Genomic DNA, 23323 nt, shown 5'->3' on the forward strand with positions numbered 1-23323 from the left:
GTGTCAGCGGCCCCACGCGGACCGGGCGCAACACTACCGCAGCAGGGCGTGGCACCGCCGCACTCGCTCGATCCACCACTGGGTGCGCTCGGCATCGGCACCCAGTTCGATCAGCGCCTCCGGATCGGGTTCGACGGTCGACACCGGGTAGGTTCCGTCGACCACCTCGGGTGCCGGTGCCACGTCGCGGACGAACAGCGAGCCCGTCCCCAGCCCGCAGGCGAATTCGAGATGGGGCAGGGCGGCGGCTGCGGCGAGCCCGGAGGCGATGCCCACCGCCGAATCGAGTGCACTCGACACGACCGCCGGCACGCCGTACTCCCCCAGTTCACCGGCCAGTTCGAGCAGTGCACGCATGCCCCCGAGCGGAGCGACCTTGAGTACCGCGATGTCCGCGCCGCCGGCCCGCACGACCTTCATCGGATCCTCGGCACGGCGGATGCTCTCGTCCGCAGCCACCCGCACCCCCGGGGCCCGGCGGCGAAGCTCGACGAGCTCGGCGACGGTGGCGCACGGCTGCTCCGCGTATTCGAGTGGGCCGTCCGCGGTCAACGCGGCCAACGCGGCCACCGCCTCGTCGACGGTCCAGCCGCCGTTGGCGTCGATCCGCACCCGCGGTACCAGTTCGCGCACCGCGCGGACGCGAGCGACGTCGTCGGCCAGGCTCTGGCCCTTCTCGGCCACTTTCACCTTCGCCGTTTCGGCCCCGGGTGAGCGGCTCAGCACGGTCGCCACGTCGGCGGCGTCGACTGCGGGCACTGTCGCGTTGACCGAGATGCGTCGACGCACGGCATTCGGTGGGCCCTCCCACGCGGCCTCGATCGCCGACGCCAACCACGGCGCGGACTCGACGTCGTCGTACTCGGGGAACGGCGAGAATTCACCCCACCCGCCGGGCCCGCGAATCAACATCACCTCGCGGGTGGTGATCCCGCGGAATTTCGTTCGCATCGGCATCGACAGCACGTGTGCGCCGTCGAGCAGGTCGTCGATCGGGGGAATCACTGCTGCCCCGGAAGCAGCTGCACCATCAATGCCTCACAGTCGGCGAGCAGGTTGCCGTCCAGATCCGTCAGCTTCGCGCTGATGAACGTCTTGCGACCCTCCACCTTGTCCACCGCACCTTCGACGACCAATTCGGTGTTCAGCGGGGTCACCTTGCGGTAGTTGATGTGCAGGTATGCGGTCCGGCTGATGGGCCGGCCGTACGCATGCTGGATCAGGCCGAAGAGATCGTCGAACAGCAGCGGAAGCGTGCCACCGTGCGCCGCGGCATTGCCACCGAGGTGGAAGCGACGGAACATGCCACGGCTTCGAACGCCGTCGGCTGCGTACTTCTCGATGATCCACGGCGGCAGCAGCAGCGAACCCCGGCCCGGCAGAGTCGGGACCCGTCCTGCGGTCTGCTTGCCTTCCGCAACCACGTGCGGCTCGAGCAACTCGATCAATTCCCGGGTCTTGCTCGCGGCTGCCTCGGCGACCTCGGCGGGCAGCGACGTCGACACCGCGAGGTCCTGCACCGTGCGCAGCGCCTCGAGCAACTGCCCGTACTCCGGCCCCACCTTCGCAGGCACGAAACGCGGGAAGCCGCCGTGATGGTCGTAGTCGGGGTCGCGGTCGAGCTGCATCGGATCGGTCATGACCTGCACGTTAGCTGCACCGACCGGTCGCTACGGATTCAGCCCTCGCCACCGTTAAGCTGGCGCTCGTGACCTTCACTCCCGCGCTGTGGCGTCCCGTTCCCGGTTTCGAAGATCTGACCGACATCACGTATCACCGCCACGTGTCCGACGCGACCGTGCGGGTGGCGTTCGATCGTCCCGAGATCCGCAATGCATTTCGGCCGCACACCGTCGACGAGCTCTACCGCGCGCTCGAGCACGCACGCGTGAGTTCGGACGTGGGAACCGTGTTGCTCACCGGCAATGGACCGAGCAGCAAGGACGGCGGCTGGGCGTTCTGCTCCGGCGGCGATCAGCGCATCCGTGGACGCAGTGGCTACCAGTACGCGGAGGGCGAGACGGCCGACACCGTGGACAAGGCTCGCGCGGGCCGCCTGCACATTCTCGAGGTGCAGCGACTGATCCGCTTCATGCCCAAGGTGGTCATCTGCCTCGTCAACGGGTGGGCAGCGGGCGGCGGCCACAGCCTGCACGTGGTGTGCGATCTGACGCTGGCGAGCCGCGAACACGCGCGTTTCAAGCAGACCGACGCCGACGTCGGCAGCTTCGACGGCGGCTACGGCAGTGCGTACCTGGCCAAGATGGTCGGCCAGAAGTTCGCGCGCGAGATCTTCTTCCTCGGCGAGACGTACTCGGCCGAGGAGATGCACCGCATGGGCGCGGTGAACAAAGTGGTCGATCACGCAGAGCTCGAGAACACGGCCATCGAGTGGGCTGCGAAGATCAACGCCAAGTCGCCGCAGGCGCAGCGGATGCTCAAGTACGCCTTCAACTTGCAGGACGACGGTCTGGTGGGCCAGCAGTTGTTCGCCGGTGAAGCGACTCGGCTGGCGTACATGACCGACGAAGCTGTCGAGGGACGTGACGCGTTCCTGGAGAAGCGGGAGCCCGACTGGTCGCCGTTCCCTCGATATTTCTGACCTTCGCGTGAACTCTCGAGGCGGCTCTCGGAATGCACTCGTCCGGTGGTTCCTGCAGCCGTTCGACTACCGCTGGATGGCGGATTTTCAGAACTCGCGTCCCACCGGACGAATCATCCGCTGGGTGATGGCCGTCCTGACGCTGAACTACGGCGCTCTTGCGGTGGTGTCCCTCTTTTCCGCGGACACCTCGCGGAGCGTCGTCGCGATCGGCTGGAAAGCCGTCATGCTCGTCATGGTCGTGGTGGTCGCAGCCGCGTGGATAACCACACCGTTCCCCGGCCGATTCGGGGTAGTGGCATTCGCGGTCTTCGCAGATCTCGGTACGGCGTCCGCGCTGCTGATCAACCCGATCGTGGACGCGATTCTCACGTGCGCACTGTTCGCGGTGATCGGCACCTTCTGCACGTTCTTCCTCAGCCCGCGCTGGCTGGTGGCCCATCTGTTCTTCGCGGTGGCGTGCACCGTCGCGGCGGCAGTGGCGACCCATGACGCCACCGACGTGGACATCGCATCGCTGATCTTCCGGACCAACGTGGTGCTGCTGGCCATTGCCGGGGTTCCGCTGACCTCGCACCTGCTGGTGACCGTCCTGACCGACGACGCTCGAAGTTCGTTGCTCGATCCGCTCACCGGACTGCTCAATCGACGCGGACTCGACGCGGCCGTCGACGACGTGTGGCAGCTCGGACGGGAACAGGATCGGTGCGTGGCGGTGCTGGTGGTGGACATCGACCGCTTCAAATCCATCAACGACCGCTACGGGCACGAGGAGGGCGACGCGGTCATCGTGCGCGTCGCCGAGCGACTGGGTGACCACCTCGGCGAATACGGGGTGCTCGCCCGCACCGGCGGCGAGGAGTACCTCGCCGTGGTCGCGACGTCTCGATTGCACGTCGACGCGCTGATTCACGGCGTACGTCGAGCCTTGCGCGACCCAGCCGACTCCGTGTCGGTGACCATCAGCATCGGGGCCGCAATCGTGTACTGGGATTCGGAACTGTGGGACCAGGACATCGACCTGGTCACGCGCGCATCGCGGGTGGCGGATTCGATGATGTACGAGGCCAAGGCCGCGGGCGGCGATCGGGTGATCAAGAGCGTGCTGTAGCAGGACCGTGGTATCCATGCGGGGTGGACATCCTCGCTTCTCGGACAATTCTGCGCCCGGCCGACTACCACAAGACACTCGAGTTCTATCGGGACCGCCTCGGGCTCGCGGTGTTCCGCGAGTATCCGGGCGGCACGGTGTTGTTCGCGGGCCAAGGTTTGCTCGAGATCGCCTCGCATCACCGCAGTGACGAGCCAGGAACGTTCACCGGCGCGCTGTGGCTGCAGGTACGCGACATCGAGACGGCAACGAAGGAGCTGGAATCGGCTGCTGTTCCGATCGTGCGTGAGGCGAGAACCGAGCCCTGGGGCCTGATCGAAATGTGGATCGAGGATCCGGACGGGATTTCGATCGTCCTGGTGCAGATCCCGCAGGATCACCCGCTTCGGCGAGACAACCGCTAACGGCTCGCACTGTCGGCGATGGTGCGCAGCACCGACTGCGCCGACTGCGGCCGCGCCCACAGGTACCCCTGCGCCAGAGTGCACCCGAGTTCGAGTGCCGCGTCGGCCTGTTCCCGGCTCTCGATTCCTTCGACGATCATCGTCATATCGAGGTCCTTCGCCACTCCGGCCAGCGACCGGATCATCGCCCGTCCGGCGACGGTATCGACGAACCGGGTCAGGTGACCGTCGATCTTGATGCCGTCGGGTTGCAGGGTCACCAATCGTTCGAGCGAGGACCAGCCCGACCCGAAATCGTCGAGCAGCACCCGAAAGCCCAATCGGTGCACGTCGTCGATGTGCCTGCGCAGCAACGGCCCGGGAGTCACGGCAGTGGTTTCGGTGAGCTCGAGCGAGATGGACGACGGAGAGACCCCGGACGACGCGATGGCGCGTTCGAGTTGGCTGACACCGTCGAGGTGGGCGAGGTGGCGTCCGGAAATGTTGACGGTCAGTCGAAGGTCGGGACGGTGGACGTGCCACTTCTTCATCTCGGCAGCGGCCTGCGCGAGGACACTGAGGTCGACGTCGATGATCAGCTCGCTGGCCTCGGCGAACGGCACGAAATCTGCCGGTACCACCAGGCCCCGCGTGGGGTGATGCCACCGCGCCAATGCCTCGAAGCCGACTATCTTCTCGGTCCGCAGATCCACGATCGACTGGAACCACGGCACGATGTGGCCGTCGGCGATGGAGTCGGCGATGTCGTTGTCGCTGCCGAGGCGGATGACACCGGATCCGACGCGTCGATGCAGATCGAGTTGCTCCTCGAGCACCGACGCGAACTGTTCGAGTTCCTGCATCTGCTCACTCGACAGTGAGCGAGGGGTGCGGTCGAGCAGGCAGAGGGTGCCGATGACCAGGCCCTCACGCCCGCGCAACGGAACGGAGGCGTATGACTCGATGCCGTTCTCGTCGAGCAGGGCACGTTGACGCGTCGTGGCGTTCACCCGGCCATGGGCGACGACGGAGGGCTCGCCGGTGCGCACCACGTCGTCGCACAGGGTGTCCGACCGTACGACGGTGGACATCGGCGGCCCACCGATGTTCACGAGCGTGTATTGGGTGTCCTCGTCGAGAACGTTGAGCTGGGCGATGGCGAACCCGACGCTGCGTGCCGCGAACTCGACGGTGGAGCGCAGCGCGGGCGTGGTCGCTTCCAGGTCGAGATAGCGGCGGGCCGAATCGCTCTGCCTTCGGGACTGGGAGCGTGCGGTTTCTGGCACCTCACCGTCCACAGGTATCTCCTCGCAGCCGACAACCGGGCCGATTCTGGACTCGGGTGAGACCGAGCTTAATCCTGGATGATCGGCAAAATCGACCGAGAGCCCGACTCCGAGTGATCACAATGACGGATAGCGAGTATGCAGAAGCCGGTGCCGCAGCACCGCAGCGGCAAGTCGCTTCCCTTCTTCGGTTGCGACGCGGCCGTCGGCCGGGCGGAACGCGCCGAGCGCGTCGAGCTCGGCGATCAGGCCGTCCGTCAGGGCCCGGGCGTGTTCGGACGCCGGCTCGTCTCCCTCGTGGGTCCAGCCTTCGGCGCGCAACAGACGTGCCGAGTCGCCGGCCGATGCCTCCGCGTCGGAGATGTCGTTACCGAGGATCATCCCGGCCAGCAGCACCTCCGCGGCAATCGTGTCGGGGTGATAGTCGCTGCCGACGATGCCCCCGGTGAGTATCCGCCACAATCCGTCCGCACTGAGCTGCCGGCTTCGCGTCGTCGGAACCAATCTGCCGCCGGACCTGCGCATCAGACGCAACCGCATCACCAGCCGGCGCAGGACGAGCACCTTGTCGGTGTCGAGTTCACGCCCGACGAACGTCGGCCGCTCGGCCACGGGAAAGACGGTGCGGGCAATGTCTGCCACCACATCGTCGGGCAGGTATCCGGCGTCGGTGAGTGCGACGCCGTCGCCGATACACCCGATGAAGTTCTCCAGCCGGCGCACGCAGCCGTACATCGGCTCGACGGCGTCGTGCAGTGCCTCGCGCAATCCCAGATAGAGCTCTGCCCGCGGCGCGCTGTAACTGCTCCACAGTTCGATGCGGTGATCGAGAAGCTGTTCGAGCAGAACGTCGTCGAATTCGTTCTTGCCCTGATCGGACGTCAGAACCGCATCGGTGACGCCCCGCCGCCGCGTCGCCCGTGCGTTCGCCCCCAGTGGCCGACCGCCCGGCTTCGCGGGGTCGAATTCACCGGCGATGGTCGCCACTTCGAGTGTCTCACCGATCTTTTCGACGATCGCCCGTTCGACACCGGTCGGGACGTCCTGCCACGTCACCAAGTCCGTGTCGACTGCACCGATACCGGACTGTTCGGTCGCCGCACGATATTGCTGCAACCACGTCTCGTCGTCCTCGATGCGCACCAGCTCGTCGGTGATGTCGCTGCGCGCGATCTCCGCGTACGCCACCCGCCCCAACCGCTCGAGCAGATCACCGAGCGCACGAGCGATATCGACGCCGCGCTCGGGCCCCTCGACCGCATGACGCAGATAGACCCACAGGAATGTCTGCACGGAATGCTGCGTTGGACCTGCTGGTGGGGATACCTGAACCAGGCCGTCCCAACCGAGCCGGGCGTCGGCGGCGAGAGCGGGATCGACGGAATCGAAGTACGACAGTGCGGCCCACACCGCGTCGTCCATGCCCGAACCCTTCACGGGTTCCACTGTTCCACAACGAGTCCCTGCAACAGAACTGCTGTCCGTGCGCTACGCCACAGCAAAACTGGACATATAAGGCAAAAAGGTGAACGGCCGATGAACGACAGACGACTTCGCAGCGCCCAAGAAGAACACTTCGCAAGAAATTTCCGCGAAACAGCGTTCATGTCCCACACTTTCCACCGTGAGCGCTGAATTTCTCGTACTTCTCGTGGTGGTCGTGACGGCACTGGCCTTCGACTTCACCAACGGTTTCCACGACACCGCCAACGCCATGGCGACGTCGATCGCGACAGGGGCACTCAAGCCCAAGGTCGCGGTCACCCTGTCTGCCGTCCTGAACCTGGTCGGCGCCTTCCTGTCCGTAGAGGTCGCAGCCACCGTCGCGAAGGGAATCGTCAATCTCGGCGACACCGGCGGCCAGGCCCTGCTGACCATCATCTTCGCCGGCCTCGTCGGCGGCATCCTGTGGAACCTCGCGACCTGGTTGCTCGGCATCCCGTCCAGCAGCTCGCATGCCCTGTTCGGTGGCCTCATCGGTGCCACCATGGCGGGCCTGGGAACCAGCGGCGTCGTGTGGGACGGAGTGTGGAGCAAGATCGTGTTGCCCGCCGTGCTGGCCCCCATCGTCGCGGGCCTCGTCGCCACCGTCGGTACCTGGATCATCTACCGCATCACCAACGCAGTTCCCGAGAAGTCGAAGGAACGCGGATTCCGCTGGGGTCAGATCGGTTCGGCCTCGCTCGTCTCCCTCGCTCACGGCACCAACGACGCTCAGAAGACGATGGGCGTGATCTTCCTGGCCCTCGTCGCCTACGGCACCGTGTCACCCGACGCGGAAATGCCCCTGTGGGTCAAGGTGACCTGCGCCCTCGCCATCGCCTTGGGCACCTACCTCGGCGGTTGGCGCGTCATCCGCACCCTCGGCAAAGGCCTCGTCGAGATCGCATCACCGCAGGGCATGGCAGCCGAGTCCTCCTCGGCTGCAATCATTCTGACGTCGAGCCACCTCGGCCTCCCGCTCTCGACCACTCAGGTCGCCACCGGCTCGATCCTCGGCTCGGGCCTGGGCAAGCCCGGTGCCGCAGTGCGTTGGAACGTCGCCGGACGCATGGCCGTCGCCTGGGTCATCACCCTGCCGCTCGCCGGAGTGGTGGGTGCCGCGTGCTGGCTGCTCGCCAACACGATCGGCGGTCTGCCGGGGATCCTCGTGGTCTTCGCCATCCTCGTCGGCCTGGCCACTGTCATGTACATCCGCTCGCGCCGCGAGCCCGTCGATCCGAACAACGTGAACGCCGAGTGGGACGGCGGACTCGTTCCCGCCGCCACCGAAGCCGACTCCCCCGCGAAGGTCTGAACACACCATGGAAACCCTCAAGCACACCCTCGATTCGCTCTGGCAGGTCGTACTCGTCGGACTGCTGCTCGGTGCCGGACTGCCCGCGATCTTCGCGTTCGGACTCAAGGCACTCTCGGTCGGTGAGCCCTCGGACGAGGCCACGGCCGCAGGCACCACTCGGGTGGCCCGACCGGTCGTCGCCACCGCCGCTGCCGTCCTGTGTTTCGCAGTGGTCGTCGTCGCCATCGTGGCCGGAATTCTCTTCATCATGAAGAATTTCCTCGACAGCACATTCGGCATCTCCGTCTTCTGACACCTGAGAAGGGGTGTAGCTCTCATGACCGACTCCACCAAGACCGCATTTCCGGCCTCGGTGCTCGAATGGCTCCGAGCCGGATACCCCGAAGGCGTTCCGCCCAAGGATCGCTTCCCGCTCGTCGCCCTCCTGCGCCGCGCCGCTCTGACCGACGCACAGGTACAGGAGATCGTTCTCGAACTGGTGTCACCGGCGACAGGCGCGCTCGACGACGGTGCCATCTCCAACGACGAGATCGCCAGCTACATCCGCAATCAGATCGAGTCCGAGCCGACCGCCGAGGACATCTCTCGTGTCTCGGCGAGGCTGGCAGCCGGTGGTTGGCCGCTCGCAGATCCGGCAGCCCTGTAGTCGATGTCGGTCCCGTCGTTCCTCCACTCGATCGTCGGGTGGCTTCGCGGCGGGTATCCCGATGGGGTGCCCGAAGCGGATTACGTTCCCCTCCTTGCCCTTCTGAATCGGCGACTGTCCGACGACGAAGTGCAGTCGGTGATGGATGCCCTCATCGCCGACGGCCAGTTGCCTGCCGACAAAGCAGGTATTTCCGTCACCATCACCAAGGTCACCAACGAGATGCCCCGGGAAGAGGACGTCAATCGGGTGCGGGCCAACCTCGCCGCCGGCGGCTGGCCTCTGGCCGACCCGTTCACGATTCGGCGCAAGGACTAACCTCGCACCTGTGCTCGAGAGCGTTTCCATTCCTACCGGACCGGCCGCGGCAGACATCCTGCCGCGGCTGAGTCGCGTTCTGGCCGGCGACGGCCCCGCTCTCCTTCCCGTCCCCGCCGACGATCCACGCGAGATCGCACGCCTGCACGACGCGTTGTCCCCCGGAACCCCCATCGACGACGACGTCGCCCTGGTCGTGGCTACCTCCGGGACGACGGGAATTCCCAAGGGTGCCATGCTGTCCGCGTCGGCATTGGTGGCGTCGGCAACGGCCACCGAGGAGCGTCTCGGTGGCCCCGGATCGTGGTTGCTGGCTCTGCCCGCACACCACATCGCCGGAATGCAGGTCTTGCTGCGCAGCGTGCTCGCCGGAACGTCGCCGGTGATCATGGATGTATCCGCCGGCTTCGACCCGGCCGCCCTGATCGAGGCCATCGGGCGGATGTCCGGTCCGCTGCGGTACACCTCCCTGGTTCCCGGCCAGTTGGTGAAGGCCTTCGACAACCCCGAGGCGATTGCCGCCTTGGCCTCGCTGGATGCGGTGCTGCTGGGCGGAGCGGCCACGCCGATTCCCTTGCGCGAGAGAGCTATCGACGCGGGTATTCGATTGGTGCGCACCTACGGTATGAGCGAGACCGCAGGCGGCTGCGTCTACGACGGTGTTCCACTGCGCGATACTGTGGTGCGCTTCGACGAGGGCAGGGTGGTGTTGGGCGGTAGAACCCTCGCCTCGGGATATCGCGGATTACCCGACCACCCCGCATTCGCCGAGCCGGGTTGGTTCCGGACGGATGACGCGGGAACCATGGTCGACGGGGTACTGAGCATCACCGGCCGGCTCGACGAGGCCATCTCGACCGGCGGCTTGACCGTGGTGCCGCAGGTCGTCGAAGCGGCACTGATCACGCATCCCGCGGTACTCGAATGCGCGGTCGTCGGATTGCCGGACGAGAGACTCGGGCAGAAAATTGTGGTCGCGGTTGTCGCCTCGACTCCGGTGACGTTGGCGGAGTTGCGCTCTCACGTCGCGTCGTCGTTGGACATCACGGCCGCGCCACGCGAATTGTTTCTGGTCGACTCACTGCCGACCCGAGGTCCGGGAAAACTGAATCGCGCGCAACTGCGGGCAGTGTTGAGCAAGCGCTGAGTCGCTGCGGGTCACTGTTCGGCAGTGCCCCGATCGGCGGCACACGCGTCACCTCAGCGGCGTGCCTTGATGGTGCACCAATTCCCATCCCGATTCGATGCGACGCCACAACGAAGTTCGGCGCGCTCGCATGTCCGCTCGGCGCGAGATCCAGTGCAGCAGTACCAAATCCGTGCTGATCACTCGACCGCTCAGTTGCAGCACCTCGATCTCGACGGAATCTTCGCTGTCCAGTAGGTCGAGTATCGACGCCTTGTCCCACACCGCGCCCGAGGCTCCCACTTCGACGAAGTCGTCGGCGAGCAGATCGGCCAGTCGGTCCGGGTCGCTTCGACAGTGCGCAGTCTGCAGCTCCCGCTCGAGCGCGAGAACCGTCTCGATCTCGGTCCCTGCACGGGTTGGACCCTTGTGGTCAGGCGTCATGCGCCACTGTCTCACGCACGAACGCGCTCGCGTTTGCCAGGTGCGCGCGAAATAGATGGCCATGGGTCTGCGAACCTGCGCGCGTTCAGCACACGCGCGCGCGTGTGCGACGGCTACTTCGTCAGCGCACTATCCTGAGCGCTCCGGGCCGACCGTATCGGCCCACCGACTGGGCCACACCCGCTTCGACGTGCAAGCATTGGCTGCATGAGTGTTCTGGTCTGCTTCCACGCACATCCCGACGACGAAGTGTTCGGCACCGGCGGGGTGATGCGTCTGGCGGCCGATGCCGGCCATCGCGTCGTACTCGTCACGGCAACCGACGGAGCCCTCGGCGAATATCCGGACGGCATCCTCGCCGACGGCGAGACATTGGCAGAGCGCCGACGCATCGAGCTGGATCGTTCGGCCGCCGTTCTGGGCGTGGACCGAATCGTGCGGCTGCACTACGCCGATTCCGGGATGGCGGGCACCCCGGAAAACGCCAATCCGGAGGCCTTCTGCAACGTCGACGTCGACACCGCGGCACGGCGACTGGCCGACGTGCTGCTCGAAGAACAGGCCGACGTCGTCACCATCTACGACCCGAACGGTGGATACGGCCACCCCGACCACATTCAGGTTCACGTGGTCGGCAAACGCGCCACCGAGATCGCCGGGACCCCGAACGTGTACGAGACCACCACCAATCGCGATCACATGCGCCGACTGTTGGAGGCGAATCCGAATTGGAGCGAGGAGGCGTCACCGCCGGACATGGAGACGTTCGGATTGCCGGAAACCGAGATCACGACGGTGGTCGACGTGACGAGTGTGATCGCTGCCAAGCGGGCTGCTATGGAAGCGCACGAGACCCAGGTGGGCGACTTCGGCCCGTTCCTGCAGATGCCGATCGAACAACTCACCACCGCCTTCGGCACCGAATGGTTCAGGAAGTTGCGCGGAACCGGTGGCGTCGGCCTGACGGAGACCTCGCTCCCGCTCTGACCACATGCGTCGTGTGACGGCACACGACAGGTGACGCAAGCGCAACGTACGCGTCGTGCAAGCGGTCGGGGTGATCGTTGTCCCCATGACCACACCAGCTATCGAGGCAGTCGGCCTCGTCAAGACGTTCGGTAAGCAACGCGCGGTCGACGGCGTCAGCCTGACCGTCCCCACCGGGGCGGTCTACGGCGTCCTCGGCCCCAACGGAGCAGGCAAGACCACGACGGTCCGCATGCTCGCCACCCTTCTTCGACCCGACGGCGGCTCGGCGCGAGTCTTCGGCCGAGACGTCGTCGCCGACGCCACCGCGGTCCGGTCACTCGTCGGCGTCACCGGCCAGTACGCATCGGTGGACGAGGATCTCACCGCAACCGAGAACCTCGTCGTGTTCTCTCGGCTCCTCGGCCTGAGTCGACGCGCCAGCAGAGCCAAGGCCGTCGAACTGCTCGAGGAATTCGGACTGACGGACGCGGCGTCGCGACCGTTGAAGATGTTCTCCGGCGGCATGCGTCGACGCCTCGATCTGGCCGCGAGCCTCATTTCGGCACCGCCGCTGCTGTTCCTCGACGAGCCGACCACCGGTCTCGATCCACGCACCCGTGCTCAGATGTGGGACACGATTCGCCGGCTCGTCGCCCAGGGCTCGACCGTCCTGCTCACCACGCAGTACCTCGACGAGGCCGACCAGCTGTGCGATCGCATCGCCGTCATCGATCACGGCCGCGTCATCGCCGACGACACCGCAGACGGGCTCAAGTCCTCGGTGGGTACCTCTGCACTGTCACTGACTCTCACCGACCGACACCAGATCGACGATGCCCGGGCGCTCGTTGCGCAACATCTCGACGTCGAGGTCACCGTCAGCCCCGAATCCGCTCGATTGACCGCACCCATGGCCGATACGTCGGTCACCCCGGACATCTTGATTCGCTTGCGCGACTTCGGCATCGACGTCGGCGAAATAACCGTCACCAAACCCAGCCTGGACGAGGTCTTCCTGACCCTCACCGGCAAGAGCACAGACGAGGACGCAGCATGACCACTACTCTCACCCCACCGTCATCGACATACATCGACCCCGCCGACCGGCCGGTCGTCCGACATATCGGCCTGGCCCGCACCGCCGCTCAGTCCGCGACCATGGGATACCGCGGCCTGCTCAAGCTCCGCCACAATCCCGAACAGCTCACCGATGTGGTCTTGCTACCGATCATCTTCACCCTGATGTTCAGCTACATCTTCGGCGGCGCGGTTGCCGGCGACGTCACGTCCTACCTGCCGATGATCGTGCCAGGAATCCTGGTGCAGACAGTGATCACCGGGTCCGTCGTCACCGGCACCCAGCTGCGAGAAGATATGGACAAGGGTGTCTTCGACCGATTCCGGTCTCTCCCGATCGCCAGGATCTCACCGCTCGCTGGGGCATTGATGGCCGACGTCATCCGCTACCTGATTGCCGCGGTCGTCTGTTTTCTCACCGGGTTCGCGATGGGCTATCACCCCGCAGGTGGCGCACTCGGCCTCGCCGGAGCAGTCTTGCTGGTCATGTTCTGTGCCTGGGCTATCAGCTGGATCTTTGCGCTGCTGGGCACCCTGATGAGCAAAGCCTCTTCGGTACAGGGCATCTCGATGCTGGTGCTGTTCCCGCTGACCTTTCTGTCCAACGCCTTCGTCGACACCTCCACTATGCCGGGCTGGCTGCAGGCATTCGCCGATGTCAACCCCGTCTCACACCTGGTGACGGCCGTGCGGGAGTTGGCGAACAACGGGCACTTCGGTATTCACGTCGTGTACTCACTCGTCGGAGCTGTGGTCATCGTCGCCGTCTTCGCCCCACTGACCGTGAAGTCGTACATGCGAAAGGCCTAGGACTCCGAGAGCAAACTCAAGATCTCCTGCAGTGCAGCATGTCTGGTGATACCAGCAGCCCGCTCGATTCCGGCATCGACCGCACGGTCACCGGCGATCGAGCGGGCTGCGGCCACATGCCGATCGATTCGCATGGACGGAAAATCCTGGCGCCCCACCGCCCTGCCCGACGCGGCCAGCAACCGAACCCCACGTTCGCGGTCTCCGCACTGCAGCTCGAACGAGCCCACTGCACACGCCACGGCACCGAGCATCGGAATATCGTAGAAACCGCCCGGCATCGACGCATTCCACGGCGTACGCACCAATTCCTGCACTGCGTCACGCACATCCACGGCACGACCGTGCAGTACGTGCGCTCCGACGGCCGCACACACCAGGATCGTCATGAACGGATCGCTCGCGTCCTGCGATGGCCAGCCGCCGACAGCCAGTGCTTCCCGAAATTGCTCCAAACCTCGGTCGACGTAACCGTCTTCCACATCCGCCGCCGCCCGCGCAGCGGTCAACGACGCCGACGTCGACTGCTGCTGCGCGCGATCCCATCGGGCTCCCGAATCGTCCGCCGCGTGGCGATGATCGGTGACGCCGGACTCTGCCGGGCTCCAGTCTCGCGCCATGACTCCCGACGCCAATTCCTCCACCAGCGCACGACCTTCGTCCACGCGACCCGCGCCGATCAGTGCCATCGCCAGAAAGGTTCGGGTCTGCATGCTCTCCTCGTAGGCGTGCATCGTCCACATGACGTCGGCCGAGGTTCGGTAGTACTCGGCGGCACGCGCTTGATCACCTGCCAGACCGTAGGAGCTGGCGAGTGTCTGAGAGGTCGAACCCACGGCCCACAGATCACCGCGACTGCGCGCAAGGGTCAGAGCGCGCTCACCGTCTCGAATGGACTCGTGTAGTCGGCCCGAATTCTGCGCGAGCATCGAACGTACGACGTGCGCGTTGCACCGAACGTCGTCGTGTTCGGATCGAGTGGCGAGAGCGAGCTTTCGGGCCAATCCCCGACCCCCGATGTGATGCACCAGCACTTCTGCGTTGAAGCGCAGCCCAGGTGAGATATTTCGTCTGTCGCGCAACAGAATTCGTAGATCAGCTCGAGAGCGGGCGACCTGACGCAGTTGTCGGCCGTAGGCGAAGTGCGCCGCCAGAACCAGCATGCACATGACCGCGTTGTCGTCGGGTGTATCTGCGATCCCGCGGCGGATGCTGGCCTGCACCCGGCCGGCCCAGTTCAGCACCTCGGAATGTGCGCCCCGCATGGCCCAGAAGTAGCCCAGTACCGAGAACAGAGTGCAGACGTGGTGCGAAACATCCTGCGCGAAAGAATGTCTCATGACCACGAGCAGGTTGTCGTGCTCGGCTTCGAGCACCAGAACCATCTCGGCCGAACGCCCACCGCTATAGCCCGCGGAGACCGTCGTCGCCACGGCAGTCGACCACTCCCGCAGCCGTACCGCGACCTGCTCGCGCTCTCCACTGGCGTCCAACTGCTCCTCGCCGTACTCGCGGACGGTCTCGAGCATGTGATAGCGCACGCCGGTCGATGTCTCGGAAACCGTGAGCATGGACTGGTTGACCAGACCGTCGAGCGCAACCGAAACATCCTCGACCTCGGACCATTCCGCCACCGTTCGTGCCGCGTCGAGATCGAAACCCGCAGGAAAGCGACAGAGCCGCCGAAGAGTTGCCTGCTCTGCGCCGTCGAGCAGATTCCAACTCCAGTCGATGACCGCATGCAAGGTTCGATGTCGTTCCGGCCGGGTACGGTCCGGCGTTCGCAGCAGTGCGAACCGTGTGTGCAGCCGAGTGGCGATGTCCTCCACACTCATCGACTTCACGCGCGCTGCCGCCAACTCGATGGCGAGAGGCAAACCGTCCAAGGTGCGACACAAAGCCGAGACGGCGTCCGGATCGAGCCGCACGGACGGCCGAACTGCGCGAGCTCGAATGCAGAAGAGCTCTGTAGCAGGCGAATTGGGGCCGAGCATGCCGAGCGAGGGCAGCGGGAACACCGATTCCGCCGTCGACCCCATCGGCGAACGTGAGGTCGCCAACACCGTCACCATGTCCGTTGCAGACACGAGCTCGTCCACGACCGCCGCTACCTCGTCGATCACGTGCTCGCAGTTGTCGAGAATCAACAGAGATCTGCGGGTCGAGAAAACGTCGAGAAGACGATCGTGAATCGAGTGCACCCGAGCGACCTGAAGACTGCCGACGGTGAAATCGGCTTCGGTCAATCCGAGAGTGGCCCCGATCGCCGAGGCGACGTCCTCTCCACTGCGCAGCGATGCCAACTCCACGAACGCCACCGGCATCCTCGCTGCAGCTCGATGACCCAGGGCATGTGCGATGCGTGTCTTACCCGCGCCGCCGGGACCGAGGACGGTGGTGACGCGAGAGGTGTTCAGCAGTTCCTCGATCGCGTCGATGTCGTCGCCGCGACCGATCAGCGCATTGGGTGCGGCGCGAAGACCGATGGTCTGCAACACCGTCGGGACATCGTGACCGAGGATGTCGGCATTGAGTGCCGTCGTCGCAGGCGAAGGATCCGTTCCCAACCGCCCGGCCAGATCGCTACGTAATTTCGCGAACACCGTCAGCGCGTCGTTGGATCGGCCGACACCGTGCAGCGCCCGCATGAGGTCGGCGGCAGCGCGCTCGTCGGATGGATCTCCGGCCGATCGGGCCTGCGCATACGGCAGGGCGTCGGCAAATCTTCTCAGGCCCAGCAGTGCCGCGACGTGCAGGGACTCGAGAGTTGCGGCGACCGGGTCGGCGGCAGCGCGAACGGATTCGATCGGCTCACCGCGCCACAGACCGAGGGCTTCGTCCACCAAGGCGAGCACATCCTGGAACCGTTCATCGGCGAGGCGTCCCTGCGCGTCGCCGAGCAGAGCACGGGCCAGTCCGAGATCGATGTCTTCGGCACCGAGCGCCAACCGGTACCCTCCGGGTCCACTCTCGAGAGCGCCGCTGGGCAGCGCCGATCGCAGCCGAGAGATCTGCGTCTGCAGAGCGTTCTTCGGTGATCGCGGAGGCTCGTCGGGCCACACCTCCTCGATGAGCGCCTGCGCCGACCGGGCGCGCCCCGGAACCATCGCCAGTGCCACCAGCAGCGACTGCGCCCTCGTTCCCGACACCGGGACCGGACTTCCGTCGACCGAGGTCGTCACGACGCCGAGGATCCCCACCACCGGAGGGTCGGCGGTGAGGTGCGTCGTCTTCGAGAACGCGATGTCGTTGTGCACTGTCATCAGATCGTAAGCCGCGGGGCGGAGCGCTTCGAATCGACGATCGGATTGTTTTGTGGACCCTAACCAAACCGCAAGACGGTAGAGTGTCCACGTCGCCCGTCCCGAGGGCGTGCAAAGTAAGCCTGATCGCCGTCATCGAATCGGAGAGGCCGGAGAAGCGATGCGTTCGTCCGTGGGTGTGTCACTGGGCACGTGTGGCATCCGCACGGCCCGGACCACCGAAGACGGTACCTGGACCGACGACACTCCGTTCGAGAGCTGGCAGCTTGCCCCATCGGCCGATGACGTCGCGCGCGTGGTCCGCGGCATCGTCGACCGGCCCGACGCACCGCAGTCGCTCGGCGTCGCCTACCGCAGCCCGGCGGAGCGGACACACATCGCCTCGGCCCTCGACGAGGAGTACGTCTCCGATGTCCACCTCATCGACGAAACCGGCGCGGCACTGGAGTATCTACGGCCCGGACTGCCCTCCCACCACCGAACGATCGCGCTGTTCGACGCCGGTGACACGGGCGTCGGCATTGACATCGTGGACGTCGAATCCGGCCGCTCCTACGGTTCGACGCGCACTACCGCCATCAGCGGCAGCGCCTTCGACGCCGTCGTCCGCGAGCACATCCTCGGCCTGGGCATCGTGCGACCGCCGCAATCACCCGACGAGGACAGTTCGCTGACGGCCTTCTGCCGCGGCATCAAGGAAGCGCTCTCCACACACCGGACCACCAGTACACCCGACGGCGAGCACGTGCTCCTCGAGCGGCACATCTTCGAGTTGTCGATCGCGCGCTCCACCGAGCAGGCCGCCGCGATGGTGCGACAACTCGGCCTCGAGGCCGAGTTCTATCCCGACGCCGTCGTCGCCATCGGTGGTACCTCCAACGTGCCGCTGATCCGGGCCACCCTCGAACGCTTTCTACAGCTGCCGGTCATAGTTCCCGATCGGCCGGAGCTGGTGGTCGGCGGTGGGGCAGCCGTCCACGCCACCCGCGTCGACGCGACCGGCGCGGCGCCCCTCGTCTCACACCGTCCGGCGTTGACGAGGCTGGGAATGATCGCGCTGCCGATCGCGGGCGTCATCGCCGCCATCGGAGTGTTCACCGCGCTCGGCTCCGGCCCGGGAGACCAACCGCTGAGCACCCCTGCCAGTGTGAGCGAGCGCGTGTCGCAGACCACGACGCCGTCGACCGCAGCCACGACCTCGAGCTCGAGCTCGACACCCACGCCCGACATCCCGCCTCCGGCCCCCACGACGACGCCTGCGCCGGCACCCGCAGCCGAGCCCGCCCCCTCGGTCCAATACCAGCCGCACTACTACCCACCGGCTCCTGCGCCGGCACCCACCGTGCCGCTGCCGCAGATTCCCGGCGTCCAGCTGCCCGTCATTCCCCTACCGGTATTGCCGCGTCTGCCGTTCTGACCGGCCGCGTTCTCACCCGTCGAACACATACGGAAAGATCGTCGCTCATGGCCACCACTGCGCAATGGATCGAAGGTGCGCGACCGCGCACGCTTCCGAATGCTATCGCTCCCGTCCTCGTCGGTACCGGTGCAGCCGTGTCCCTCGGCGCCGGGGTGTGGTGGAAGGCCCTGCTGGCACTGATCGTCTCGTTGGCCCTGATCGTCGGCGTCAATTTCGCCAACGACTACTCCGACGGAATACGCGGCACCGATGACGATCGAGTAGGACCGCTGCGGCTGGTCGGCTCCAAGGCGGCGTCGGCAGGCGCGGTCAAGAAGGCCGCCATCGGTTGCTTCGCTGTGGGTGCCGTCGCCGGGCTGGCGTTGGCCGTGACCAGTGCCTGGTGGTTGGTCATCGTAGGGCTGGTCTGCATCGCCGGTGCCTGGTACTACACCGGCGGCTCCAAGCCGTACGGCTACAGCGGATTCGGCGAGATCGCGGTATTCGTGTTCTTCGGACTCGTTGCAGTTCTCGGCACGCAGTTCGTGCAAGCCGAGACGATCGACTGGGCCGGAGTGTTGGCCGCGGTGGCCGTCGGATCGTTCTCGAGTGCAGTACTGGTGGCCAACAACCTGCGAGACATCCCCACCGATACCGAATCCGGGAAGCGCACGCTCGCAGTGAGATTGGGTGACGCCCGCACGCGTTACCTGCATCTCGCGCTGCTGGTGGTGCCGTTCGCGATGACCGTGATCCTGATCGCACGGACTCCCTGGGCACTGGTGGGCCTGCTGGCGCTCCCCTTCGCTGCCCGTGCCAATTCACCGGTTCGCAAGGGTGCCCACGGTTTTGAATTGATTCCTGCACTGCGTGATTCAGGGTTGGCCATGCTCGTCTGGGGAGCCAGCACCGGCATTGCGCTGGCGTTCGCCTAACGCTTCTCGGGTACGAACGCCCCGAGCAGGAAGTTCACGATCGAGATGATGATCGCGCCCCAGAACGCAGCGGCGAACCCGACGATCTCGAGGCCGTAGCCGGTCTGCGACGACAACCACCCCGTCAACAGCAGCATCAGCGCGTTGATCACGAGAGTGAACAGTCCGAGAGTCAGTATCAGCAACGGCAGGGACAGAAGCTTCACCATCGGCCTGATGAATGCGTTGACGATCGTCAGCACGGCTGCGATGCCGAGCAACACCACGATGTCCCACCCATCGCCGCGACCCGAACTGGTGACGGTGATCCCGTCTACGAATTCCTTGGCGACCCAGATGGCAACGGCATTGATCACGAGCCGAATCAGAAAGTTCATGGCCGCCATCGTAGGGTCCGCAGCGTTGGGCGGCTACGGCGTTCGGACGAGCAGAACCGTCGACCGCAGCTCGTCCAGGGTGCCGCGGACACTCACCAGTTCGGTGAACCACGGATCGGCTCCTCGAACCACACCGAGAAGAATATGTTCGACGCCTATCTCGTTCGGGCGGTCGACTGCACCGAATCCCACCGCGGTCTCGACGGTGTCGATCACGTCGGCGAGATCGATGCCGATGGACCGTAGGGCTCGGGCATCAGTCGACCGAACGTCCTCGAGAGCGTTGTGGAGGGTGAATCCGGCCTTCGCCAGCGCAGAGCTCAGCGGTTCGTCGGCTTTCTCGAGTGCACCGAGGAACAGATGAACGGGCTCGATCCTCTCCGAGTGCAACGCCCGGGCGTGCGCTGCGACGGTTCAGCGATCGAGGGCGATGTCGACCGATACCCGCCCGCGGTCGTCGCGGGTTGCCGTTGCGAGGCCTGCATACCGAACGCCACCGAGATCGACGTCGACCCGGCCGCCGTCGCCCAGGAAGTTACGCCACCAATTCTTCTTGTCCGGCAAGGCAACCCCGATCTTCAGGTGGTTGCCTCTACGACTGATCGCGACCGGAAGTGCGATCCGTTTCCCGGACTTTCGGCCGGTGTAGGTCAGGATGCCCATCGAACGCCCGAGCACCCTGTCGAGCACCGGCATTTTCATCACCACCATGAAAATCTTGTTGAACGCCGATGCCGACTTCTGAAACGTGTTCATCGTGATCGCCTCCCACATAGCCCCGGCCGTGTCGCCGAGAATAGCCGCGGAGCAGGTCGAGTAGGCCGTCACTGCGACAGACCGGCCTCCATTGACTCGGCAACAATGGTCAGGGACTCGAGGGCGCGCTGTCGACGTGCGCCCAATGCGTCGAACAGTCGCCCGTGCGCTTCGAGCTCGCGGGGAAATACGTCGTCCACGACGCTCTTTCCCTCATCGGTGAGGGTGATCGAGGCAGACCGTCGATCCTGAGCGCTGGGCATTCGCGCCACGAAACCGCGTCGTTCGAGTTTCGCGAGTGCCTTGCTCACCCCGGCACGTGTCATGCCGAGCAATTCCGCCAAACGCGCTGCCGTCACAGGCTCGGCGGCATAGCGCAGCGGAACCATCAATTCCATCTCGGCACCGGAGACATCGGCGGCGGCATATATCGGTTCGACGGCCAGATCGAGCAGTGCGACGATGCGTTTGATCTGAGCCACCACCTGCATCGGCGCAGTGTCCAGCTCCGGATTGAACTCGGCCCACCGCGCGCAGGTCAGCTCACGAAGCGAAGTTTCGGTCATCGCCACCACCCAACATTGTTAACCAGTTGACAGTTCTGTTAGGTTCGCATCATAGCCCGATCCACAGGAGGAGCCGTCTTGACGTACGACACCGTAGTGGTAGGGGGCGGACCCGCCGGGCTCAGCGCCGCAACGCTTTTGGCACGCGCCCGCCGGCGCGTGATCGTCGTCGACGCCGGAGAGCCGCGCAATGCCCCCGCTGACCATGTGCACAACTTTCTCTCGCGTGACGGATCCACACCTGAGGCTTTGAATGAGGCCGGGCGCAAGGAGGTTCTCCGCTACGGCGGAGAGATCCTGCAGGACAACGTAACTCGAATCGAGGATGGCTTCGAGCTCCACCTCGGCAATGGCGCGGTCCTCGCTTCGCGATCGGCCCTGGTGGCGACCGGGCTGCGCGACGAGCTACCCGACATCCCTGGAGTCCGAGAGCAATGGGGCTCAGGGGTGTTGCACTGCCCGTACTGCCACGGCTACGAGGTTCGAGATCAGCCTATTGCTGTTGTCGGCGGCTCCAATCGACCGTTCACGATCCACCAGGCTTCGTTGATTCGCCAATGGTCGGAAGACGTCGTCTTCTTCACCAACGGCATCGAACTCAGTGACGACGAACGGATGCGACTCGACGCTCGGTCGGTCCGAATCGTCGACGCACCGGTTTCCCGAGTCGTCGTGCACGACGGGCGTGTAGCCGGCGTCGAGCTGTCCGACGGAACCGTCGTTCCTCGGTATGTCTTGTTCGTCGGGCCGACGTTCGTTCCGAACGACATACTTCTGAGTTCGATCGGATGCACTCGCCTCGACAACGGATGGGTGGCCACCGACCCCACCGGGCTCACCAGCGTCGACGGCCTGTGGGCAGCCGGGAACGTCTCGGATTCACCGGCCCAACTGATCAATTCGGCCGCAGCAGGATCGAAGGCAGCAATCGCCATCAATCACTACCTCCTGGGGCTCGATGTGACCCGAGCCGTCAGCGCAGTCTGAGCCCCTCACCAGGGCCGAAGAATCTGTCGGTGGCTCGCCTTACACTTGCGGCAACGAGGTCGAACGGGCGTTCGATCCACCGTCGCTGGGGGGGTGACATGGGGCTACGAAAAGTGGCGTGGGTGGCCGAGCATCACTGCGCGCTCGCCGACGTTCTGGGCGCTCGTCGGGCGATCAACGCTGCCGCCGCGTCGGAACTCGCGTCCATGGACGAGTACGTCCGCAGTCGAACGGCCGGCACATCTTCGTGGGACACCGGGGTGACCGAGAAGGATCTGTACAGCTCGGCGATCTGCGAACTGGCAGCCGCGGTGTCCTCCACCTTCGCCGCCATCGACAACAGGCTGCGGATGTGGCGTCAACTGCGCCCGCTCGTGCGTCGGAGTTTCGTCGACGGTGTGCTCGATCTGGAGCGAGTGCGGACAATTCATGACCATCTGCTTCATGCCCGGCCGGAGACAGTCGTCGCCTTGGAGGCAGAAATTCTCGAAGCCGCCAGAGAGATGGCTCCAGGTTCTCTGGGTCGCGAGATCGATCGCCTGCTGATCGAGGCCGATGCCGACTGGGACCGTGCGGTGCGCACGCGCGCGGCGCGCACCGAAAAGCGAGTCCGCCTTCGTCGCCGGGCACGGGGACTGTCGAGCCTGACCACACTCATGACCGACGGCGAAGCCGACGAACAGCTGTCGCGGATCGAGACCGAGGTCATGCGCCTGCATCCGGAGGATCCGCGTTCGGACGATCAACGGCGAGGCGACGCTCAGACGGCACTGATGCGCGGTGAGGCACTGCTGTGCGAGTGCACACCTTGCACGGTGGGCCGCGACGGTGAGACCGATCCGGCCCCGGAGACTCCCGCCCACGGTAACCCTGATCCGGAGGCATCCGAGCCCACTGACACCGATGCCGACACGACCGCCCGAAAGTTTAGCGGCAGTGCGACTCCCGTACTGCCGGGAGGCGACCATCCGACGAACCGGCCGCCGGACACACCGCCGGCCGACAGAGCCGGACCCCCTACTGCGATCCGACCGCGGCCGGGTGGGGGAACACTGATCGAACGCTGGCGAGCCATCGTCGGGGACGACCCCATCGGCGTACACGCTCTCTACCCCGACGGCCACGGAGGCATGAAACTACCGCCTCCGGGCGCACTGAGCTATGCCCCCAGTCGTGCTCTCGCCGCGCGTGTTCGCGCCGAACAGCCCTACTGCGTGCATCCCGGCTGCAACGTGCCTTCGGAACGATGCGACCTCGACCACATCGTCGAATTCGACCGACAACGCCCCGAGAGAGGCGGCTGGACGATCCTCACGAACATCGGTCCGCGCTGCCGGCTCCACCACAACCTCAAAACGCGGAAGCTGTGGCACACCGAACTACTGCCGGAAGGAGTCCTGCACATCGTCGATCCACTCGGACATCACTACTTCACCCCGCCCGCCCTGTGAAAAACGATCACCTAGGG

General features: G+C 65.5%; 25 protein-coding genes. 15 read left to right on the forward strand and 10 right to left on the reverse strand.

From position 1 onward, the window contains the following. Window positions 1-33: 33 nt before the first annotated feature. Window positions 34-1005 (reverse strand): o-succinylbenzoate synthase, encoded by a 972-nt coding sequence (locus tag ACFI9K_RS16870; protein ID WP_462664560.1) that lies wholly within the window; start codon window positions 1003-1005, stop codon window positions 34-36. After that, window positions 1002-1640 (reverse strand): PaaI family thioesterase, encoded by a 639-nt coding sequence (locus tag ACFI9K_RS16875; RefSeq protein WP_462664561.1) that lies wholly within the window; start codon window positions 1638-1640, stop codon window positions 1002-1004. The genes ACFI9K_RS16870 and ACFI9K_RS16875 overlap by 4 nt, the downstream gene beginning before the upstream one ends. 68 nt (window positions 1641-1708) lie before the next feature. Here ACFI9K_RS16875 and ACFI9K_RS16880 point away from each other — a divergent pair, with 68 nt between their 5' ends. The 3 genes from ACFI9K_RS16880 (at window position 1709) to ACFI9K_RS16890 (ending at window position 4117) form a co-directional block, all read left to right on the forward strand. After that, window positions 1709-2602 (forward strand): 1,4-dihydroxy-2-naphthoyl-CoA synthase, encoded by an 894-nt coding sequence (locus ACFI9K_RS16880; RefSeq protein ID WP_462664562.1) that lies wholly within the window; start codon window positions 1709-1711, stop codon window positions 2600-2602. Between the two features lie 76 nt (window positions 2603-2678). Next, window positions 2679-3713, forward strand: a complete 1035-nt coding sequence (locus tag ACFI9K_RS16885) for a GGDEF domain-containing protein (RefSeq protein ID WP_462664563.1) — start codon at window positions 2679-2681, stop codon at window positions 3711-3713. A gap of 23 nt (window positions 3714-3736) precedes the next feature. Further along, window positions 3737-4117 carry a VOC family protein gene (locus ACFI9K_RS16890; protein WP_462664564.1) on the forward strand — a complete coding sequence of 127 codons (381 nt, stop codon included), beginning with the start codon at window positions 3737-3739 and terminating at the stop codon, window positions 4115-4117. On the opposite strand, the gene ACFI9K_RS16895 is transcribed toward ACFI9K_RS16890, so the two are convergent. After that, on the reverse strand, window positions 4114-5382 hold the full coding sequence (locus ACFI9K_RS16895) for a sensor domain-containing phosphodiesterase (protein WP_462664565.1): 1269 nt from the start codon (window positions 5380-5382) through the stop codon (window positions 4114-4116). The two genes, ACFI9K_RS16890 and ACFI9K_RS16895, sit on opposite strands and share 4 nt — an antisense overlap. Window positions 5383-5499: 117 nt before the next feature. Beyond that, window positions 5500-6819: a hypothetical protein gene (locus ACFI9K_RS16900; RefSeq protein ID WP_462664566.1), complete on the reverse strand. Its 1320-nt coding sequence runs from the start codon at window positions 6817-6819 to the stop codon at window positions 5500-5502. A gap of 187 nt (window positions 6820-7006) precedes the next feature. Between ACFI9K_RS16900 and ACFI9K_RS16905 the strand changes: the two genes are divergently transcribed. The 5 genes from ACFI9K_RS16905 to menE are packed head-to-tail and all read left to right on the forward strand — an operon-like array spanning window position 7007 to window position 10293. Further along, on the forward strand, window positions 7007-8179 hold the full coding sequence (locus ACFI9K_RS16905; RefSeq protein ID WP_462664567.1) for an anion permease: 1173 nt from the start codon (window positions 7007-7009) through the stop codon (window positions 8177-8179). Between the two features lie 7 nt (window positions 8180-8186). After that, window positions 8187-8474: a hypothetical protein gene (locus tag ACFI9K_RS16910; protein WP_462664568.1), complete on the forward strand. Its 288-nt coding sequence runs from the start codon at window positions 8187-8189 to the stop codon at window positions 8472-8474. Window positions 8475-8498: 24 nt separating this feature from the next. Then, window positions 8499-8828, forward strand: coding sequence for a DUF3349 domain-containing protein (locus ACFI9K_RS16915; protein WP_462664569.1), 330 nt, complete (start codon window positions 8499-8501; stop codon window positions 8826-8828). Between the two features lie 3 nt (window positions 8829-8831). Next, window positions 8832-9146 carry a DUF3349 domain-containing protein gene (locus tag ACFI9K_RS16920; protein ID WP_222093821.1) on the forward strand — a complete coding sequence of 105 codons (315 nt, stop codon included), beginning with the start codon at window positions 8832-8834 and terminating at the stop codon, window positions 9144-9146. Between the two features lie 10 nt (window positions 9147-9156). Then, window positions 9157-10293 carry an o-succinylbenzoate--CoA ligase gene (menE, locus tag ACFI9K_RS16925; protein WP_462664570.1) on the forward strand — a complete coding sequence of 379 codons (1137 nt, stop codon included), beginning with the start codon at window positions 9157-9159 and terminating at the stop codon, window positions 10291-10293. A 48-nt stretch (window positions 10294-10341) separates the two neighbouring features. Here menE and ACFI9K_RS16930 read toward each other — a convergent pair whose 3' ends face one another. After that, window positions 10342-10716, reverse strand: a complete 375-nt coding sequence (locus ACFI9K_RS16930; protein ID WP_462664571.1) for a nuclear transport factor 2 family protein — start codon at window positions 10714-10716, stop codon at window positions 10342-10344. Between the two features lie 207 nt (window positions 10717-10923). Here ACFI9K_RS16930 and ACFI9K_RS16935 point away from each other — a divergent pair, with 207 nt between their 5' ends. From ACFI9K_RS16935 to ACFI9K_RS16945, 3 genes are all read left to right on the forward strand, one after another. Then, entirely contained in the window at window positions 10924-11703 is a 780-nt protein-coding gene (locus ACFI9K_RS16935; RefSeq protein ID WP_462664572.1) for a PIG-L family deacetylase, read from the forward strand. An 85-nt stretch (window positions 11704-11788) separates the two neighbouring features. Next, window positions 11789-12742: an ATP-binding cassette domain-containing protein gene (locus ACFI9K_RS16940; RefSeq protein WP_462664573.1), complete on the forward strand. Its 954-nt coding sequence runs from the start codon at window positions 11789-11791 to the stop codon at window positions 12740-12742. Further along, complete coding sequence (locus ACFI9K_RS16945; RefSeq protein ID WP_462664574.1) at window positions 12739-13572, forward strand: ABC transporter permease; 834 nt, start codon at window positions 12739-12741, stop codon at window positions 13570-13572. Before ACFI9K_RS16940 ends, ACFI9K_RS16945 begins: the two co-directional genes overlap by 4 nt. On the opposite strand, the gene ACFI9K_RS16950 is transcribed toward ACFI9K_RS16945, so the two are convergent. Beyond that, on the reverse strand, window positions 13569-16835 hold the full coding sequence (locus ACFI9K_RS16950; protein ID WP_462664575.1) for a BTAD domain-containing putative transcriptional regulator: 3267 nt from the start codon (window positions 16833-16835) through the stop codon (window positions 13569-13571). The genes ACFI9K_RS16945 and ACFI9K_RS16950 overlap by 4 nt on opposite strands. A gap of 160 nt (window positions 16836-16995) precedes the next feature. Between ACFI9K_RS16950 and ACFI9K_RS16955 the strand changes: the two genes are divergently transcribed. Together ACFI9K_RS16955 and ACFI9K_RS16960 are read left to right on the forward strand one after the other, a co-directional pair. Further along, entirely contained in the window at window positions 16996-18252 is a 1257-nt protein-coding gene (locus tag ACFI9K_RS16955) for an Hsp70 family protein (protein ID WP_462664576.1), read from the forward strand. Window positions 18253-18299: 47 nt separating this feature from the next. Beyond that, on the forward strand, window positions 18300-19169 hold the full coding sequence (locus tag ACFI9K_RS16960) for a 1,4-dihydroxy-2-naphthoate polyprenyltransferase (protein WP_462664577.1): 870 nt from the start codon (window positions 18300-18302) through the stop codon (window positions 19167-19169). On the opposite strand, the gene ACFI9K_RS16965 is transcribed toward ACFI9K_RS16960, so the two are convergent. The 4 genes from ACFI9K_RS16965 to ACFI9K_RS16980 form a co-directional block, all read right to left on the reverse strand. Next, window positions 19166-19546, reverse strand: a complete 381-nt coding sequence (locus tag ACFI9K_RS16965; RefSeq protein ID WP_462664578.1) for a phage holin family protein — start codon at window positions 19544-19546, stop codon at window positions 19166-19168. The genes ACFI9K_RS16960 and ACFI9K_RS16965 overlap by 4 nt on opposite strands. Window positions 19547-19579: 33 nt before the next feature. Continuing rightward, a complete protein-coding gene (locus tag ACFI9K_RS16970; RefSeq protein WP_462664579.1) occupies window positions 19580-19936 on the reverse strand; it encodes a Clp protease N-terminal domain-containing protein in 357 nt (118 codons plus the stop codon). 24 nt (window positions 19937-19960) lie between these two features. Next, window positions 19961-20302, reverse strand: a complete 342-nt coding sequence (locus ACFI9K_RS16975; protein ID WP_462664580.1) for a PNPOx family protein — start codon at window positions 20300-20302, stop codon at window positions 19961-19963. A 68-nt stretch (window positions 20303-20370) separates the two neighbouring features. Beyond that, a complete protein-coding gene (locus ACFI9K_RS16980) occupies window positions 20371-20868 on the reverse strand; it encodes a MarR family winged helix-turn-helix transcriptional regulator (protein WP_462664581.1) in 498 nt (165 codons plus the stop codon). Between the two features lie 78 nt (window positions 20869-20946). Between ACFI9K_RS16980 and ACFI9K_RS16985 the strand changes: the two genes are divergently transcribed. Together ACFI9K_RS16985 and ACFI9K_RS16990 are read left to right on the forward strand one after the other, a co-directional pair. Beyond that, window positions 20947-21855, forward strand: a complete 909-nt coding sequence (locus ACFI9K_RS16985; protein WP_462664582.1) for an NAD(P)/FAD-dependent oxidoreductase — start codon at window positions 20947-20949, stop codon at window positions 21853-21855. 122 nt (window positions 21856-21977) lie between these two features. Further along, window positions 21978-23306 carry an HNH endonuclease signature motif containing protein gene (locus ACFI9K_RS16990; protein WP_462664583.1) on the forward strand — a complete coding sequence of 443 codons (1329 nt, stop codon included), beginning with the start codon at window positions 21978-21980 and terminating at the stop codon, window positions 23304-23306. The last annotated feature ends 17 nt before the right edge of the window (window positions 23307-23323 follow it).

This window comes from Rhodococcus sp. PSi06, assembly GCF_054960675.1.